Here is a 15389-nt window from a genome sequence, read left to right on the forward strand (position 1 = left end):
GTCATCGTCCTTCTACCAACAGGTCGTTCCTCGTCGATTCCAGCATGCAACATCCACACGGCCTTCGAATAGCCCGGCACAAGTACATGAAGTGGTGAGCGACATTCATCAATGCGCGACCGACATCCGGCACGACAATGAAGCTGGCGGCAAAAGGGTCCGCGGCGGGACCGCACCGGCTTCCAATCCCCTCGCCAACCGTCATCCGCAAAGCTACAGGGCGCGGATGCAGCGGCTAGACGGCGGCGTGCCCATTCCTCCGCACCTGGCCGGCGGGATCGTCGCGCTCGGCAATTTCGACGGGTTCCATCTGGGGCATCAGGCGGTGGTCGGCGCGGCGGTCGCCCGCGCCCGGGAGCAGGGCCGCCCGGCCCTGGTCGCGACCTTCGATCCGCATCCGGTTCGCCATTTCCGGCCCGAGTCCCCCGCGTTCCGCCTGACCACGCTGGACCAGCGCGAGCGGCTGTTCGCCGCGGCGGGCGCCGATACGATGGTCGTCTTCCACTTCGACGGCGGCCTGGCGCGGATGACGGCCGATGAGTTCGTTGCCGACCGCCTGATCGGCGCGCTGCGGATCGCCGGCGTGGTGACCGGTGAGGACTTCACCTTCGGCCGGCACAAGGCGGGTAACGTCGCCGCGCTGCGCGACGCGGGCGGGCGTCACGGCTTCACTGCTGCCGCGATCGGCCCGGTGGCGCTGGACGGGGAGCCGGTCTCGTCCAGCCGGATCCGTGCGCACCTGCGCCTGGGCGAGACGCGTGAGGCGACGCGACTTCTGACGCGGCCGTTCGCGATCGAGGGGGTGGTGCAGCACGGCGACAAGGTCGGCCGTACCATCGGCTATCCGACCGCCAATCTCGATCTCGGCAATTATCTACGCCCCGCTTACGGCATCTATGCGGTGCGCGGGCGACTGCCCGACGGGCGCATCCTGAACGGCGCCGCCAATCTGGGCATCCGCCCGCAGTTCGAACCGCTGAAGGAACTGCTGGAGCCGTATTTCTTCGATTTCGACGGCGACCTGTACGGCCAGACGATCGAGGTGGAACTGGTCGAATATATCCGGCCCGAGGCGATGTTCGACGGCCTGCCTGCCCTGATCGCGCAGATGGACGCGGATTGTGCCCGCGCACGGGACATTCTAAGCGCGACCGGATGACCGACACCGCTGCCGCGGGCAAGGACTGGCGCGACACCGTCTTCCTGCCCAAGACCGACTTTCCGATGAAGGCGGGCCTCGCCGCCAAGGAACCCGCGATCCTCGATCGCTGGGCGCGGATCGGCCTGTACCGGCGCCTTCGCGAAGAGCGTGCCGGGCGCGAGCGTTTCATCCTCCACGACGGTCCGCCCTACGCCAATGGCGACATCCATATGGGACATGCGATGAACAAGGTGCTGAAGGACATCATCGTCCGCAGCCAGTCGCTGATGGGCAAGGATGCGCCCTATGTTCCGGGCTGGGACTGCCACGGCCTGCCGATCGAGTGGAAGGTCGAGGAGGCGTATCGCGCCAGAAAGCTGAACAAGGACGACGTGCCGGTCGACCAGTTCCGCGCGGAATGCCGCGCCTATGCCGAGAAGTGGGTGGCGGTGCAGCGCGGCCAGTTCGAGCGGCTGGGTATCATGGGCGACTGGGACGATCCCTATCTGACCATGACCTTCGCCGCCGAGGCGGCGATCGTCGGCGAGCTGCTGAAGTTCGCCGGGTCGGGCCAGCTGTACCGCGGCGCCAAGCCGGTGATGTGGTCGCCGGTCGAGAAGACCGCCCTGGCCGAGGCGGAGGTGGAGTATGAGGATATCGTCTCTACCCAGATCGACGTGGCGTTCGAGATCGTGTCGGCCGGCTGGGACCAGCTGATCGGCGCGAAGGCGGTTATCTGGACGACGACGCCCTGGACGATCGCGGTCAACCAGGCGCTCGCCTATGGTACCGCGCACGACTATCTGCTCTTCCGCAGCGGCGACCAGCGCTACGTCGTCGCCGAGGCGCTGTTCCCCGCCTTCTCGAAGCGGACCGGCCTGGCGATGGACGAGTTCATCGGGCTGGTGAAGGGCACCGAGTTCGACGGCGCGACCGCCAGGCACCCGATGCACCATCTGGGCGGCTTCTTCGCCCGGCCGCGGCCGTTCCTGGCGGGCGACTTCGTGACGACCGACGCCGGCACCGGGCTGGTCCACATGGCGCCCGATCACGGCGAGGACGATTTCCTGCTGTGCAAGCAGAACGGGCTCGATCCGGTCTTCGCGGTCGATGCCGCCGGCCTGTACCGCGCCGACTGGGCATGGCTGGGCGGGCAGGGCAGCGTCATCAACAAGAAGTTCGTCGCTGCCGACGGCCCGATCTGCACCGATCTGCGCGCCGCGGGCGCGCTGTTGTCGGCAAGCGACGATTTCGCCCACAGCTATCCGCATTCGTGGCGGTCGAAGGCCAAGGTGATCTTCCGGGCGACGCCGCAGTGGTTCATCCCGATGGATGTTTCGACTTCGCTCAGCACGAACGGGAAGGCCGTCGCCCCTGCTTCCGCAGAGGCGGCGGGTGGTGGCAATGGCGCCTCCCTGCGCGAGATCGCGCTCGACGCGATCGCCGCGACCCGCTGGGTCCCCGCCCGGGCGGAGAACCGCATCACCTCGATGGTGCAGGGCCGGCCCGACTGGGTCATCAGCCGCCAGCGCGCTTGGGGCGTGCCGATCGCGCTCTACGTTCATCGCCAGACCGGCGAGTATCTGAACGACGCCGCGGTCAATGCCCGCATCGTCGACGCCTTCCGCGCAGGGGGCGCCGATGCGTGGTTCACTGCCGATCATCAGGCGCTGCTGGGCACCGACCATGCGCTCGCCGATTACGAGCCGCAGAAGGACATTCTCGACGTCTGGTTCGATTCGGGCTGCACCCACGTCTTTACCGTCGAGGCGCGGTTCGGCGCGGACGTGCGCGCGAACCTGTATCTCGAAGGCTCAGACCAGCATCGCGGCTGGTTCCAGTCGTCGCTGCTGGAAAGCTGCGGCACGCGCGGCCGCGCGCCCTACGACGCGGTCCTGACCCACGGCTTCGCGCTGGACGGGCAGGGGCGCAAGATGTCGAAATCGCTCGGCAACGTCGTCGATCCGCTGAAGGTGATCGGCGAGAGCGGCGCCGACATCCTGCGGATGTGGGTCGCCTCCACCGACTATTTCGACGATGTGCGGATCGGCAAGGAGGTGCTGGCCACCGCGTCGGACGCGTATCGCAAGCTGCGCAACACCTTCCGCTACCTGCTGGGCGCGCTCGACGGCTTCACCGATGCCGAGAAGGTCGCGGTCGACGACATGCCCGAGCTGGAGCAGTACATCCTCCACCGGCTCGGCATGCTCGACGTCGAGCTGCGCGAGGCGGCGACCGGGTATGAATTCAACCGCTACCTGCGCCTGCTGACCGATTTCGCGAACGAGGACCTGTCGGCCTTCTTCTTCGACGTGCGCAAGGACAGCCTGTACTGCGACGCCGCCGACAGCGTGAAGCGGCGCAGCTATCGAACCGTGCTCGACGCGCTGTTCCACGCGCTGGTCCGCTATGCCGCGCCGGTGATCTGCTTCACCGCCGAGGAGGTGTGGCAGGCGCGCTATCCGTCCGACGAAGGTTCGGTCCATTTCCTCGAATGGCCCGAACTGCCGGCCGTGCCCGGCGACGTGCCGCTCGGCACCCGCTGGCAGGCGGTGCGCGCCCTCCGCGAGCAGGTGACCGAGGCGATCGAGCCGCTGCGCCGCGAGAAGACGGTGCGCTCCAGCCTGGAGGCGGAGGTCACCGTGCCGTCGCTGCCGCTCGATGGCGACGCGCTGGCGGAAATCTTCATCGTCGCCGATGTCGCATCGGCCGATGCGATCACCGTTACGCGCACCGCGCGCCACAAATGCGGTCGCTGCTGGCGCCACCTGCCTGAGGTGGATGAGGACGGCGCCCTGTGCGCCCGTTGCAACGAGGTGGTGGCGTGACGCTTCCGATCCGCGGCCTGGCCGCCGCCCTGATCCTGTTCCTGGCCGACCAGATGTCGAAATGGATCGTCACCCGCCCGCTCGGCATCAGTCATCTGGGCGCGGGGCGCGAGGTGACGGACTTCTTCGCGCTGCGTTTCGTGCCGAACATCGGCGTGTCGCTCGGTCTGCTGCCGGCCGATGGCGATGCGACCCGCTGGGCGCTGGTCGCGTTGACCGGCGCGATCGCCGCCGGGGTGGCGGTGTGGATGACGCGCGAGCGGCACCCGGTCGACCAGATCGCGCTGGGGATGGTGCTGGGCGGTGCGCTCGGCAACATCCTCGATCGCATCCGTTTCGGCTATGTCGTCGATTTCGCCGATCTCCACTTCGGGGACTGGCGCCCGTTTTTGGTCTTCAATGTCGCGGACGCGGCGATTACGGTGGGGGTTCTGGTGCTGCTCGTGCGTGCGCTTCTCACCCGCGACAAGACCCCGCCCGTTGCGGCCGGATCGCCTGCTTCGGCCCCGTCGTCTTCCTCGGTCCCGTCTTCCTCGGAGAGTCCCCATGCGTAACGTCGTCATCCCCGCCGCCGGGCTCGCGCTCCTGTCCGGCTGCGCCAGCGGCAGCGCGCTCGATCGCAATCGTCCCGATGAGTTCGCGGTGGCGCGTCAGGCGCCGCTGGTGATCCCGCCCGATTATGCGCTTGTCCCGCCGCAGCCCGGCGCCGCGCGTCCGCAGGATTCGGTCGGGCAGCAGCAGACGCTGGACGCGATCTTCGGCCCCGCGCCGCGCAGCGCCGCCGAGAACGCGACGCTGGATCAGGCGGGCAGCGGTGCCGCCGATCCCGGCATCCGCTCGTCGGTGGGCGATCCCGGCACCAATGTCGTCAACAAGGGCACGACCACCCGCGACATCGTCGCCGCGCCCGCCGGCGATGGCCAGGACGCAAGGGCGAGTGCCGGCGGCGCCGCCCCGGCGCCTGCCCCCACGCCGACGCCCACGCCGCAGAACTGACCGGACCAGCGCCGCGGCGCTATGGTATCAGCGACGCGGCCCGGGCCGGATCCCAGGAACTTAGCGGCGCTCTCCCCCCGAAGAGCGCCGCCGTCCCCGTTCAGAACGCGGCGGTCAGCGAGAAGACGACCTGCGCGTCGGCGATCGAGCCGAACCCGTCCTGCCCGCGGCTGAAGCTGGGCTGCAGATACGCCGCATCCGCCCGCGAGATGTCGGTGTCGACATAGGCGACTCCGACCGTCAGCGGCGTCCCCTTGATCGTGTAGTCCGCCCCGACCAGCCAGTCGAAATACTCGCCCGTCGGCGCGACGCTGGTCGCGAACGGGCCCAGGCCCTTGTTGCCGTTCGAGTAGCCGATATGGCCCTTCAGGGTCAGCCCGGTGTCCGGAACCGCGCTGCTGACATCGCCCCAGAGGTACAGGTTGTCGTTCTTGTCGCCGGGATTGTCGTAGCCGGTGCCGTTGTCGTAATCGACGTTCGCGGCGATCGTCCCGTTCGACGACCATGCGCCCAGCGCCTCCTGCTTGGGGGCATAGGCGACACCCGCGGTCAGGGCGACCGGCCCCACCGTGCCCGACAGCTTGGCATAGGGTTCGATGAAGTCGGTATTGTTGAAGCCCGACGGGTACATGTACCAGGTCGCGCCCACGTCGAGCGTGCCACCGCCCACCGGCAGCTTGAAGCCCGCGATCAGGTCGAGTTCCATGTTGGCGCCGCCGAAGGTGCCCCAGCCGGCCAGGTTCGATCCCCAGGTGCCGATGTACAGGCCGCTCTCGTGCGCGATCGTGATCCCGCCCTGCACGGCCAGGTTCTTGTCCGATTGCGACACGCCGCGGAAGCGATAGTCGGAGACGAGGCCGACCGAGCCGCTGACGGTAACGGGCGCCGGGGGCGCGGTATCCTCCTGCGCGAACGCGGGAGAGGCGGTCGCGGCCAGACACAGGCCACCAACCAGAAGGTGCGAGAAGCGCATCGTTTTTCCCTTTATTGGGATGGATCCGATGTCCCCGCCTGCATGTATCGCAGATGCCGCGTCTGTTCGGGCCGGAGCCCCGCACGATCCGTCTGGCGATGACGGATGGATGGCAGCCTCTTCGCACCTGCACAAGAAGATTTGTCCGGCGACCCGCGCTATCGCGCCAGTATGTTGCGCGTTCATCACAGCCCGTGTGGCTTTGCTGTGCTCAGCTGCGGCGATCGATGATCCGGATATCGCGCTGCGGAACGGGGATGGCGATCCCGTTGTCCTTCAGCAGCCACCATAATCTGTTCAGCACATCCGACCGGACGTTGCCGACGCCGCTCTCCGGATCGCTGATCCATGCCAGTATCTCGTGCTCGACCGCGTAATCGCCGTAGGAGGTCAGCCACACGTTCGGTTTCGGACTGTCGAGCACCCGCGGCGACTCGCCGGCCGCCTGCAGCATCAGCTGCTGCGCCAGTCGCAGGTCGCAGTCGTATGGCACGCCGACCGGGATGCGCACCCGGACGTTGCGATCGCTGAACGACCAGTTCTCCACCTCCTGCGTCATCAGGTTTTCGTTCGGGATCAGGTGCTCCTTGCCGTCGCGGGTGATGATCGACACCGCACGCACGCCGATCCGGTTCACCCGGCCGGCTTCCTGGCCGACCACGATGACGTCGCCCGGCTTGATCGACCGGTCCATCAGCAGGATGATCCCGGCGATCAGGTTGCCCACCGTCTTCTGCAATCCGAACCCCACCGCCAGCCCCAGCGCGCCCGAGAAGACGGCGAAGGTCGTCAGGTCGATGTCGAGCAGGTCGATCCCGAAGAAGAAGGCGGCGACGACGATGCCGATTCCGACCAGCTTCTGCGCCAGCAGCTTCTGCGTGGGATCGAGCCCGCCGGACCGCGCGATCGAGTGCGCCGCGACCCGGTTGATCAGCCGGACCGCCGCGAACAGCACCACCACCGTCAGCAGCATCGTCGTCAGCGACAGCAGCGACAGGCGCCGCCGGCCGATGTTGATGCCGATCCGCTCCATCGCGTCGGTGATCGGCGCCAGCCCGCCGACCGCGTGGCTGAATAGGGCGACGAAGACGATGCCGGCCACCGTCCATCCGATCCAGCGCGGCATGCCCAGCCCGCGCAGCACCTGATGCACGGCCAGCGCCGTCGCCAGGCCCAGCGTCAGCCCCAGCGGCAACGCCGCGAACGATCCCCACGGCCATGCCGCCAGTGCGATGCCGAGCAGCAGGGCCGCGGTGCCGTGGCGCACGATCGCGCACGCCCGCGTCCACACCCCCTCGCCGTGGCCGGAGGCGTGGGTGCGCCACCAGTCGGCGATGCGCGGGCCGGCCCGCCTGCCGGCGATGACCCCGATGGCCAGGCAGGCCAGCATCAACCCCAGCGCCACCGCCACCTCGGTCATGTCGGTGCGGTCGGGGGTGTCGAACCCGGTCGCATGCCACCATGCGACGAACGGGTTCACGCTGCGGCCGCCCCGCGATGGGCGCGGAACCGGTCCAGCCCGCGTGCCAGATCGTCGATCAGGTCGCCGGCATCCTCCAGCCCGATCTGCAACCGCACCATCGGCCCGGCCGGGGCGCGCCGCGTGACGCTGCGGTGACGGTGCGGATCGATCGGGATCGCCAGGCTCTCGTACCCGCCCCAGCTGTACCCGATGCCGAAATGGTCCAGCCCGTCGATCAGCGCGGCGCGCGCCGCCTCGTCGCCGCCATCCAGCGCGAAGGCGAACAGGCCGGTGCTGCCGCGGAAATCGCGGACGAACAGGTCGTGGCCGGGAAAGGAGGGCAGGGCGGGGTGCAGCACCTGCGCCACCTCCGGCCGGGTCTCCAGCCAGCGGGCGATGGCGAGCGCCGTCTCCCCCTGCGCGCGCAGGCGCAGCGCCATGGTGCGCAGGCCGCGGCTGCCGAGCCATGCATCGTCGGCGCTCAGATGCTGCCCCAGCGCGAAACTGGTGTCGCGAAGCGCCGCGAAACGGCCGGGGCCGGCGGTCACCGATCCCATCATCACGTCCGAATGGCCGACGACATATTTGGTGCAGGCCATGATCGTCAGGTCGACGCCCCGCTCGATCGCCGGGAACAGCAGCGGCGTCGCCCATGTATTGTCGAGCAGCGTGACGATCCCCCGCTCGCGCGCCACCGCGACGATCGCGGGCACGTCCTGCACCTCGAACGTCAGGCTGCCGGGGCTTTCCATGAAGATCGCGCGCGTCGCCGGGCCGATCAGCCCGGCGATCCCGGCGCCCACAATTGGGTCGTAGAAGCGCGTAGTGATCCCGTATCGCGCCAGCAGCCCGGTCGCCAGCGAGCGGGTCGGATCGTACGCACTGTCGACCAGCAGCAGCTCGTCGCCCGGCGACAGCACGCTCATCAGCGCCGCGGCGATCGCCGCCACGCCCGACGGATAGAGGAACGTGCCCTCCGCGCCCGGCTCCAGTTCGGTCAGCGCATCGGCCAGCGACCACTGCGTCGGCGTACCCCGCCGGCCATAGAACAGGCGATGATGGGTGTCCCGCCCGGCGGCCTCGCGCAGGTCGGCGACACTGTCGTACAGGATGGTCGACGCCCGCCAGACCGGCGGGTTGACGATGCCGCCGGTCCATTCCGGGCGACGGCCCGCCTGCACGACCCGGGTCGCGGGCTTCACCGGACGATCGCCGCCGCTCATGCTCCCGTCACTCCCGGGCCCAGTGCCTTGGGCGTGGCGGGATCGCTGCCCCATTCGCTCCAGCTGCCGTCGTAGATCGCCGCCTCCCGTCCCAATAGATGTGCCCCGAACGCGATCACCGCCGCGGTCACGCCCGACCCGCAGGTCGCCACCAGGGGCGCGTCGAGATCGATGTCGTCGAACACGGCCTTCAGGGCATCGCCCCGCTTCCACGTCCCGTCTTCCGCGAAGAAGCGGCCATAGGGGATCGACCGTGCGCCGGGGATGTGGCCGGGAGCGGCGCCGTGCGGATCGGCCTCCTCGCCGGTGAAGCGCGCCGTCGACCGGGCGTCCAGCAACTGCTCGGCCCCGCTCGCCAGGTTGCCGCGAATCTGGTCCTTCGTCCGCAGCCGCGCCTCGTTGAAGACGGGGTGCAGCGGTCGGGGCAGCGCCGTGTCGTCGCCGGTCGCCAGCGGCCGCCCCTCGGCACGCCACTTCGCCAGCCCGCCGTTCAGGATCGCGACGTCGCCGATGCCGTAGCTGCGCAGCAGCCACCACGCCCGCGCCGCCGTCCGCCACGGCGAATCGTCGTACAGCACGATCCGCGCACCCTCGCCGATGCCCAGCGGGGCGAGATGCGCCGCCATCGTCGCCTCGTCGGGCAGCGTGTTGGGCAGGGGCGACGCCGTGTCGCGCAGGCCGGCGAGATCGAGGAACACCGCGCCCGGTATGTGGCCGGCGCGATACTCGGCACGGGCATCGCGGCCCGTGTCGGCGGCCAGCAGCGTCGCGTCGACGATCATCAGGTCCGGCGTGCCGAGCGCCCCCGCCAGCCAGTCTGTCGATACCAGAGAGTCCATGCCCGCCTCAGTAGTCGGGCGGTCCCTCCGCGTCGAGCGTGGCGAGAAACCGCGCCGCCTGCGCCCGGATCTCCTTGCGCACGTCCGGGCTCTGTTTTGCCCAGTTACGGTACGGCATCGCCATCCGGCGATTGTCGCCCAGCTTGTCCTCGTGCCGCGCCGTGAAGTCCCAGTACAGCGCGTTGAACGGGCACGCGTCCGGCCCCGTCCGCTGTTTCACGTCGTACCGGCAATGGCGGCAATAATCCGACATCCGGTCGATATAGGCACCCGACGAGACATAGGGCTTGGTGCCGACCAGCCCGCCGTCGCCGAACTGGCTCATCCCCAGCGTGTTCGGCAGCTCGACCCATTCATACGCATCGATGTACACCTCCAGATACCAGAGGTGGACCTGCTTCGGGTTTGCACCGATCAGCAGCGCGAAATTGCCCGTCACCATCAGCCGCTGGATATGGTGGGCGTGCGCGGTCGCCAGCGTCTGGCCCAGTGCCTCGGCCATGCAGTGCATGTCGGTCTCGCCCGTCCAGTAGAAGCCGGGCAGCGGGCGATGATGGTCGAGGAAGTTGCGGTCGACATAGTCGGGCCCCTCGCGCCAGTAGATGCCGCGCATGAACTCGCGCCAGCCGATGATCTGGCGGACATAGCCCTCGACCGAGTTGAGCGGCGCCCGCCCGGCGCGATACTCCGCCTCGGCGCGTCGGCACAGGTCGACCGGATCGAGCAGCCCCGAATTGATGTACGGGCTCAGGATCGAGTGCCACAGATGCCGCTCGCCGGTCAGCATCGCATCCTCGTAGTCGCCGAACTTGGGCAGGGCGTCGCGGAAGAACGCCGCCGCCTGCCTCTCCGCATCGGCGGCGGTGACGGCGTGGTCGAACCCGTCCAGCGTACCGGGATGGTTGCCGAACCGGGCCGCGACCAGCGCCAGCACCTCCTGCGTCGTCGCATCGGGCGCGAACGACAACGGCCGTGGCATCAGCAGGTCGGCCTTCGCCGGCTTGCGGTTGTCCTTGTCGAAGTTCCAGCGCCCGCCCGCAGGCTCCCGCCCGTCCATCAGCAGCCCGGTCTTGCGCCGCATCTCGCGGTAGAACCACTCCATGGTCAGGTCGGATCGCCCTTCCGCCCATGCGTCGAACTCGGCGTGGGTGGCGACGAAGCGGGTGTCGGGGCGGATCTCCACCGGCAGGCCGAAGATCGTCTCCCACGCCTCCAGCATCGCCGCGACCCGCCACTCGCCCGCCTCGGTCACGACGATGCGGTCGGGCGCGTGACGCTCGACCGCGCGGGCGATCTCGCCGGTAAAGCTGCCGCTGTTGTCGGGATCGTCCAGCGCGACGTAATCGACCGTCCAGCCGGCATCGCGCAGCGCCGCGGCATGGTGGCGCATCGCCGACAGGATGTACGCGATCTTCTGCTGGTGATGGCGGACGTAGCGCGTCTCGTCGGCCACCTCCATCATCAGCACCACCGCGTCCGCCTTGCGCTGTCGCCGCAGCGACGACAGCGTCATCGACAGCTGGTCGCCCAGCACCGGGATCAGCGTTTTCATCTCACTCGCCTTTCCCTACATGAGCCGGCATGACCCCGAAGCATCTTGGCCAGTCGACGCCGCTGCCCGCTTCTCCGGAAGCGGCCGAGCTCGATTATGTTCCCAATCCGCGGCCCGGCCGCCTGTATCTCGTCCGTTTCGCCGCGCCGGAGTTCACCTCGCTCTGCCCGGTCACCGGCCAGCCCGATTTCGCGCATCTGGTGATCGACTACACACCGGGCGACACGATCGTCGAATCGAAGTCGCTGAAGCTGTTCCTCGGCGCCTTCCGCAACCATGCCGCCTTCCACGAGGATTGCACCGTCGGCATCGGCGAGCGGCTGTTCGACGAGATGAAGCCCGTCTGGCTGCGCATCGGCGGCTACTGGTACCCGCGCGGGGGCATTCCGATCGACGTGTTCTGGCAGTCGGGTGCGCCCCCCGCGGGGCTGTGGCTGCCCGATCAGGGCGTCCAGCCGTATCGCGGGCGCGGTTGAAACGACGCATCCCTGCGGCAAAGCGCGGCAAATTCCTGTTGCGCTGCATCAATTCATGCAACCTTCGTCGCGATGAACGGTTCGTTCAGGTGGCATGGTGAGGCAGATTGTGCCTCCCGTGCATCGGCAAGGGATCGGCGATGGTAGAAGCGGCAGGCCTGGGTTCAATCAAGCATCTGGCATTGATCGGTAATTTCCTGCCGCGCCAGTGTGGCCTCGCGACCTTCACCACCGATGTCTACAATGCCGTGCGCGACCGGTTCCCGGACGTGAAGGTCGATGTCTGGGCGATGGACGACCATCCCGGCCGCTACGCCTATCCGCCCGCCGTCACCGGTGCGATCGCGCAGCACGATCTGTCCGCCTATTTCACCGCCGCCCGCGCGATCGAGGCGAGCGGCGCGCAGGCGATCTGGCTCCAGCACGAATACGGCATCTATGGCGGGCCGGCGGGCGAGCACATCCTCGCCCTTCTCGACCGCACCACGCTGCCGCTGATCGTCACGCTCCACACGGTCCTCGAAAAACCCAGCGCCGACGAGCGCCGCGTGCTTGAGGGGCTGCTCCAGCGTGCCTCGAAGATCGTCGTGATGGCGGAGCGCGGCCGCGACATCCTGCAGCGCGTCTACGGCGCCAACCCGCGCCAGATCGTCATGATCCCGCACGGCGTTCCCGATCGCGCGTTGGTCGATCCGGAGACGATGAAGGCGCGGTTCGGCTGGGCTGGCCGTCAGGTCGTCCTCACCTTCGGCCTGCTCGCTCCCAACAAGGGGATCGAGACGATGATCGAGGCGCTGCCCGCCGCGGTCGAGCGTCACGCCGACCTGCTCTACGTCGTCCTGGGCGCCACCCACCCGAACCTCGTCGCCCATGAGGGCGAGCGCTACCGCGACCGGCTGAAGGCGCTGGCGGCGAAAAAGGGGGTGGAGGGCAATGTCCTGTTCGTCGACGGCTTCGTCGAGCATGACGAGCTGATCGACTATCTCCAGGCCGCCGACATCTATGCGACGCCCTATAACAACCCCGCCCAGATCACCTCGGGCACGCTGTCCTACGCGATCGGCGTCGGGAAGCCGGTGGTGTCGACCCCGTATGTGCATGCCACGGAGATCCTCGCCGACAATCACGGCGTGCTGGTCGGCTTCGGCGATGTCGCCGCCTTCTCGCACGAGATCGACCGGCTGCTGAGCGACGATCGTGGCCGGCTGGGCCTGTCGGCGCGCGCCTATGCACGCGGTCGCACGATGATCTGGCCGCGCCTGGCGGAGGCGACCATGGCCGAGACCGTGGCGGCGGTCGCCGCACGCCCGCGCCGCATCCCGACGCCGTCGGCGGTCATCAAGCCGCTCGCCCCCGATTTCGCTGCGGTCGAGCGGATGAGCGACGCGACCGGCATGCTCCAGCATTCGATCTATTCGGTCCCCGATCGTCGCCACGGCTATTGCATCGACGACAATGCCCGCGCGCTGATGCTGGTCAGCGCGATGGCCGATCTTGACGACGAGCGGCGCGACAAGTGGACGACGATCTACGCCTCGTTCCTGCAATATGCGTGGAATCCCGAAAAGCGCCGCTACCGCAACTTCATGAACTTCGACCGGACCTGGTGCGAGGACGAGGGGTCGGAGGATTCCAACGGCCGCACGCTCTGGGCGCTGGGCATCACCGCCCGCGATGCGAAGGCGTCGAAGCACCGCGACTGGGCGGGGGCGATGTTCGACACCACCGCCAGCATCGGGATGGAACTCCAGTCGCTCCGGGCGCAGGCGTTCGCGATGCTAGGCGCCGCGGCGATGCTGGAGGCAAAGCCGGGGCACGAGCTGTCGCGCACCATCCTGCAGCGTTTTCCCGACATGCACCTCGACCTGCTGGCCGAGGCGCGCCGCCCGGAATGGCAATGGTTCGAGATCGTGCTCGCCTATGACAATGCCCGCCTGCCCGAGGGGCTGATCCGCGCCGGCCAGGCGCTGGGCCGCGACGATCTGGTCCGGTGCGGCCTCCAGACGCTCGACTGGATCTGCGGTAAGCAGACCTCGCCTGAGGGGCGGTTCCGCGCCGTCGGCACCGAAAGCTTCGGTCGTCCGTATTCAGAGCCGCTGCAGTTCGACCAGCAGCCGCTGGAGGCACAGGCCACGGTCGATGCCTGCCTCGCCGCGCACCGCGCCACCGGTGACGCGCGCTGGTTGGACGAGGCGCACCGCGCCTATGGCTGGTTCCTGGGCGCCAACGATCTCGACCTGCCGCTCGCCAGCCCGGCCGATGGCGGCTGTTTCGACGGACTGATGCCGACCGGGCTCAACCGAAATCAGGGCGCGGAGTCGATTTTGGCGCTACAACTCGCCAATTGCGCCATTTCTGGGCTGGTACGACGGTCGCTCCCCGTGGCAGGAGCGTCGCGCGCCGCCGCGTAGCCTCGCTCGCGGCGGCGCGAGACGTTCGACCAGCCAGCGAGGCCATAGTCGCCAATGAATCTGTTCACTCACGAGCTGCGGCTGCATGCCGATCCCTCGCGCGTGGTCGTGCGGCCGTTCCACATCGCGTTCGGCGGTGTCGGCGGCCCGCCGAACCGGACGGAGCGACTGGTGGCGGAGGTGCTGGCGATGTCGCCCGGCCAGGCGCGCGAGCAGCTGGAGGTCGTGCTGAAGGATTTCGAGGCGCGCCACTGGCAGACGCGCCGCGTGTTCATGACCCGCTACGACGAGATCGAGGAGCTGCTGGGGCTGAACAGTGCCGAGATCGGTGACGAGAAGCGGCAGCTGATCGGCGCCTATTTCTGCCACGAATACAGCTATGCGGCCGCCGCGCTGATGAACCCCAGCGCGGTGCCGCATTTCGACCAGTCGGGCATGCCACCCGGATCGCTGCGCATCCTGATGTCGATGCGCGCGGTCGGGGAGGGGCACATCTCGTCGGTCGCCTTTCGCGAAGGCATCATCACCGACGACAACCAGATGAAGCTGGCGCCGGAACCGCCCTTCGCCACCTCGACCGACGCCGTCGGGCGCGAGCAGGAGGAGGCGCTGGAAGGTCCGATCACCGTCTATCGCCACCGCGATTCGACGCTGTCGGGTACCGTCATCTTCCCGATGACCGCCGCCCAGTCGAAGGGGCTGGAGGACATGCGGATCGTCCAGTTCCAGCACGACGACGGTTCGTTCGAGTGGATCGGCACCTACACCGCGTACAACGGATCCCAGATCCAGTCCGAACTGATGCGCACCCGCGACTTCCGCGCGTTCGATCTGGTGCCGATGACCGGCACCGCCAGCCACAACAAGGGCATGGCGCTGTTCCCGCGCAAGGTCGACGGGCAGTATATGATGATCGGCCGGTCGGACGGCGAGAACCTGTTCCTGCTGAAGTCCGACGACCTGGCCCACTGGGACAATGGCGAGAAGATCCTGACTCCCGTCTATCCGTGGGAACTGGTCCAGATCGGCAATTGCGGCCCGCCGATCGAGCTGGACGAGGGCTGGCTGCTCCTGACCCACGGCGTCGGCGCGATGCGCAAATACTCGATCGGCGCAGTCCTGCTCGACAAGCGCGATCCGTCGAAGGTGCTCGCCCGCACGAGGGAGCCGCTGCTCGCCGCCAAGGACCAGGACCGCGAGGGATATGTTCCCAACGTCGTCTATTCCTGCGGCGCGATCCGCCACGGCGACACGCTGTTCCTCCCCTATGGCATCGCCGACAGCTCGATCGGCTTCGCCTTCGTCGGCATCCGCGACATGCTCGCCGCGATGGAATGACGGGCCTCCGTCCGGAGGCATGAACCGTCACCCGAAGGGGCCGTCGCGATACGTAGCCAACGTCCCCTCCGAAGGGCCGTCGCGATATACTGCCAACGTCGCCCCCGAAGGTGCCGCCGCGATATACCGCCAGCGTCGCCTGCGAAGGGG

The 15389-nt window shown here is 68.4% G+C and carries 12 protein-coding genes; 7 read left to right on the forward strand and 5 right to left on the reverse strand.

The genetic code is table 11. The features are described from left to right. Positions 1-226 precede the first annotated feature (226 nt). From ABC319_RS15265 to ABC319_RS15280, 4 genes are read left to right on the forward strand one after another with little or no spacing between them, the layout of a single operon-like run. On the forward strand, positions 227-1159 hold the full coding sequence (locus ABC319_RS15265) for a bifunctional riboflavin kinase/FAD synthetase (RefSeq protein WP_413071041.1): 933 nt from the start codon (positions 227-229) through the stop codon (positions 1157-1159). Further along, positions 1156-3969, forward strand: a complete 2814-nt coding sequence (ileS, locus tag ABC319_RS15270) for an isoleucine--tRNA ligase (protein WP_413071042.1) — start codon at positions 1156-1158, stop codon at positions 3967-3969. The genes ABC319_RS15265 and ileS overlap by 4 nt, the downstream gene beginning before the upstream one ends. Beyond that, positions 3966-4523 (forward strand): signal peptidase II, encoded by a 558-nt coding sequence (lspA, locus tag ABC319_RS15275; RefSeq protein WP_413071043.1) that lies wholly within the window; start codon positions 3966-3968, stop codon positions 4521-4523. Before ileS ends, lspA begins: the two co-directional genes overlap by 4 nt. Beyond that, on the forward strand, positions 4516-4965 hold the full coding sequence (locus ABC319_RS15280) for a DUF3035 domain-containing protein (protein ID WP_413071044.1): 450 nt from the start codon (positions 4516-4518) through the stop codon (positions 4963-4965). Before lspA ends, ABC319_RS15280 begins: the two co-directional genes overlap by 8 nt. 100 nt (positions 4966-5065) lie before the next feature. Here the strand turns inward: ABC319_RS15280 and ABC319_RS15285 are convergent, their stop codons facing one another. The 5 genes from ABC319_RS15285 to ABC319_RS15305 form a co-directional block, all read right to left on the reverse strand. After that, positions 5066-5938 carry a TorF family putative porin gene (locus ABC319_RS15285; RefSeq protein ID WP_413071045.1) on the reverse strand — a complete coding sequence of 291 codons (873 nt, stop codon included), beginning with the start codon at positions 5936-5938 and terminating at the stop codon, positions 5066-5068. 211 nt (positions 5939-6149) lie between these two features. Continuing rightward, positions 6150-7358, reverse strand: coding sequence for a mechanosensitive ion channel family protein (locus tag ABC319_RS15290; RefSeq protein ID WP_413071720.1), 1209 nt, complete (start codon positions 7356-7358; stop codon positions 6150-6152). A 56-nt stretch (positions 7359-7414) separates the two neighbouring features. Then, positions 7415-8623: a cystathionine beta-lyase gene (gene metC, locus ABC319_RS15295; RefSeq protein WP_413071046.1), complete on the reverse strand. Its 1209-nt coding sequence runs from the start codon at positions 8621-8623 to the stop codon at positions 7415-7417. After that, positions 8620-9462 carry a sulfurtransferase gene (locus tag ABC319_RS15300; protein ID WP_413071047.1) on the reverse strand — a complete coding sequence of 281 codons (843 nt, stop codon included), beginning with the start codon at positions 9460-9462 and terminating at the stop codon, positions 8620-8622. The genes metC and ABC319_RS15300 overlap by 4 nt, the downstream gene beginning before the upstream one ends. Before the next feature lie 7 nt (positions 9463-9469). Beyond that, positions 9470-11014 carry a cryptochrome/photolyase family protein gene (locus tag ABC319_RS15305; RefSeq protein WP_413071048.1) on the reverse strand — a complete coding sequence of 515 codons (1545 nt, stop codon included), beginning with the start codon at positions 11012-11014 and terminating at the stop codon, positions 9470-9472. A 29-nt stretch (positions 11015-11043) separates the two neighbouring features. Here ABC319_RS15305 and queF point away from each other — a divergent pair, with 29 nt between their 5' ends. The 3 genes from queF to ABC319_RS15320 all read left to right on the forward strand — a co-directional run bounded on the left by queF (position 11044) and on the right by ABC319_RS15320 (position 15239). Further along, positions 11044-11490 carry a preQ(1) synthase gene (queF, locus tag ABC319_RS15310; RefSeq protein WP_413071049.1) on the forward strand — a complete coding sequence of 149 codons (447 nt, stop codon included), beginning with the start codon at positions 11044-11046 and terminating at the stop codon, positions 11488-11490. A 140-nt stretch (positions 11491-11630) separates the two neighbouring features. Then, positions 11631-13901, forward strand: a complete 2271-nt coding sequence (locus ABC319_RS15315) for a glycosyltransferase family 4 protein (protein WP_413071050.1) — start codon at positions 11631-11633, stop codon at positions 13899-13901. Between the two features lie 54 nt (positions 13902-13955). Continuing rightward, positions 13956-15239 carry a glycoside hydrolase family 130 protein gene (locus tag ABC319_RS15320; protein WP_413071051.1) on the forward strand — a complete coding sequence of 428 codons (1284 nt, stop codon included), beginning with the start codon at positions 13956-13958 and terminating at the stop codon, positions 15237-15239. Positions 15240-15389: the final 150 nt, after the last annotated feature.

The organism is Sphingomonas phoenicis (genome assembly GCF_047238005.1).
In the GTDB taxonomy this organism is placed as follows: domain Bacteria; phylum Pseudomonadota; class Alphaproteobacteria; order Sphingomonadales; family Sphingomonadaceae; genus Sphingomonas.

Excerpts from the sequence above, each read along its gene's own strand:
- ABC319_RS15285 (WP_413071045.1), bottom strand. The coding sequence starts at position 5,938 with ATGCGCTTCTCGCACCTTCTGGTTGGTGGCCTGTGTCTGGCCGCGACC.
- queF (WP_413071049.1), top strand. The coding sequence starts at position 11,044 with ATGACCCCGAAGCATCTTGGCCAGTCGACGCCGCTGCCCGCTTCTCCG.
- ABC319_RS15315 (WP_413071050.1), top strand. The coding sequence starts at position 11,631 with ATGGTAGAAGCGGCAGGCCTGGGTTCAATCAAGCATCTGGCATTGATC.
- metC (WP_413071046.1), bottom strand. The coding sequence starts at position 8,623 with ATGAGCGGCGGCGATCGTCCGGTGAAGCCCGCGACCCGGGTCGTGCAG.
- ABC319_RS15305 (WP_413071048.1), bottom strand. The coding sequence starts at position 11,014 with ATGAAAACGCTGATCCCGGTGCTGGGCGACCAGCTGTCGATGACGCTG.
- ileS (WP_413071042.1), top strand. The coding sequence starts at position 1,156 with ATGACCGACACCGCTGCCGCGGGCAAGGACTGGCGCGACACCGTCTTC.
- ABC319_RS15280 (WP_413071044.1), top strand. The coding sequence starts at position 4,516 with ATGCGTAACGTCGTCATCCCCGCCGCCGGGCTCGCGCTCCTGTCCGGC.
- ABC319_RS15290 (WP_413071720.1), bottom strand. The coding sequence starts at position 7,358 with ATGACCGAGGTGGCGGTGGCGCTGGGGTTGATGCTGGCCTGCCTGGCC.
- ABC319_RS15300 (WP_413071047.1), bottom strand. The coding sequence starts at position 9,462 with ATGGACTCTCTGGTATCGACAGACTGGCTGGCGGGGGCGCTCGGCACG.
- ABC319_RS15320 (WP_413071051.1), top strand. The coding sequence starts at position 13,956 with ATGAATCTGTTCACTCACGAGCTGCGGCTGCATGCCGATCCCTCGCGC.
- ABC319_RS15265 (WP_413071041.1), top strand. The coding sequence starts at position 227 with ATGCAGCGGCTAGACGGCGGCGTGCCCATTCCTCCGCACCTGGCCGGC.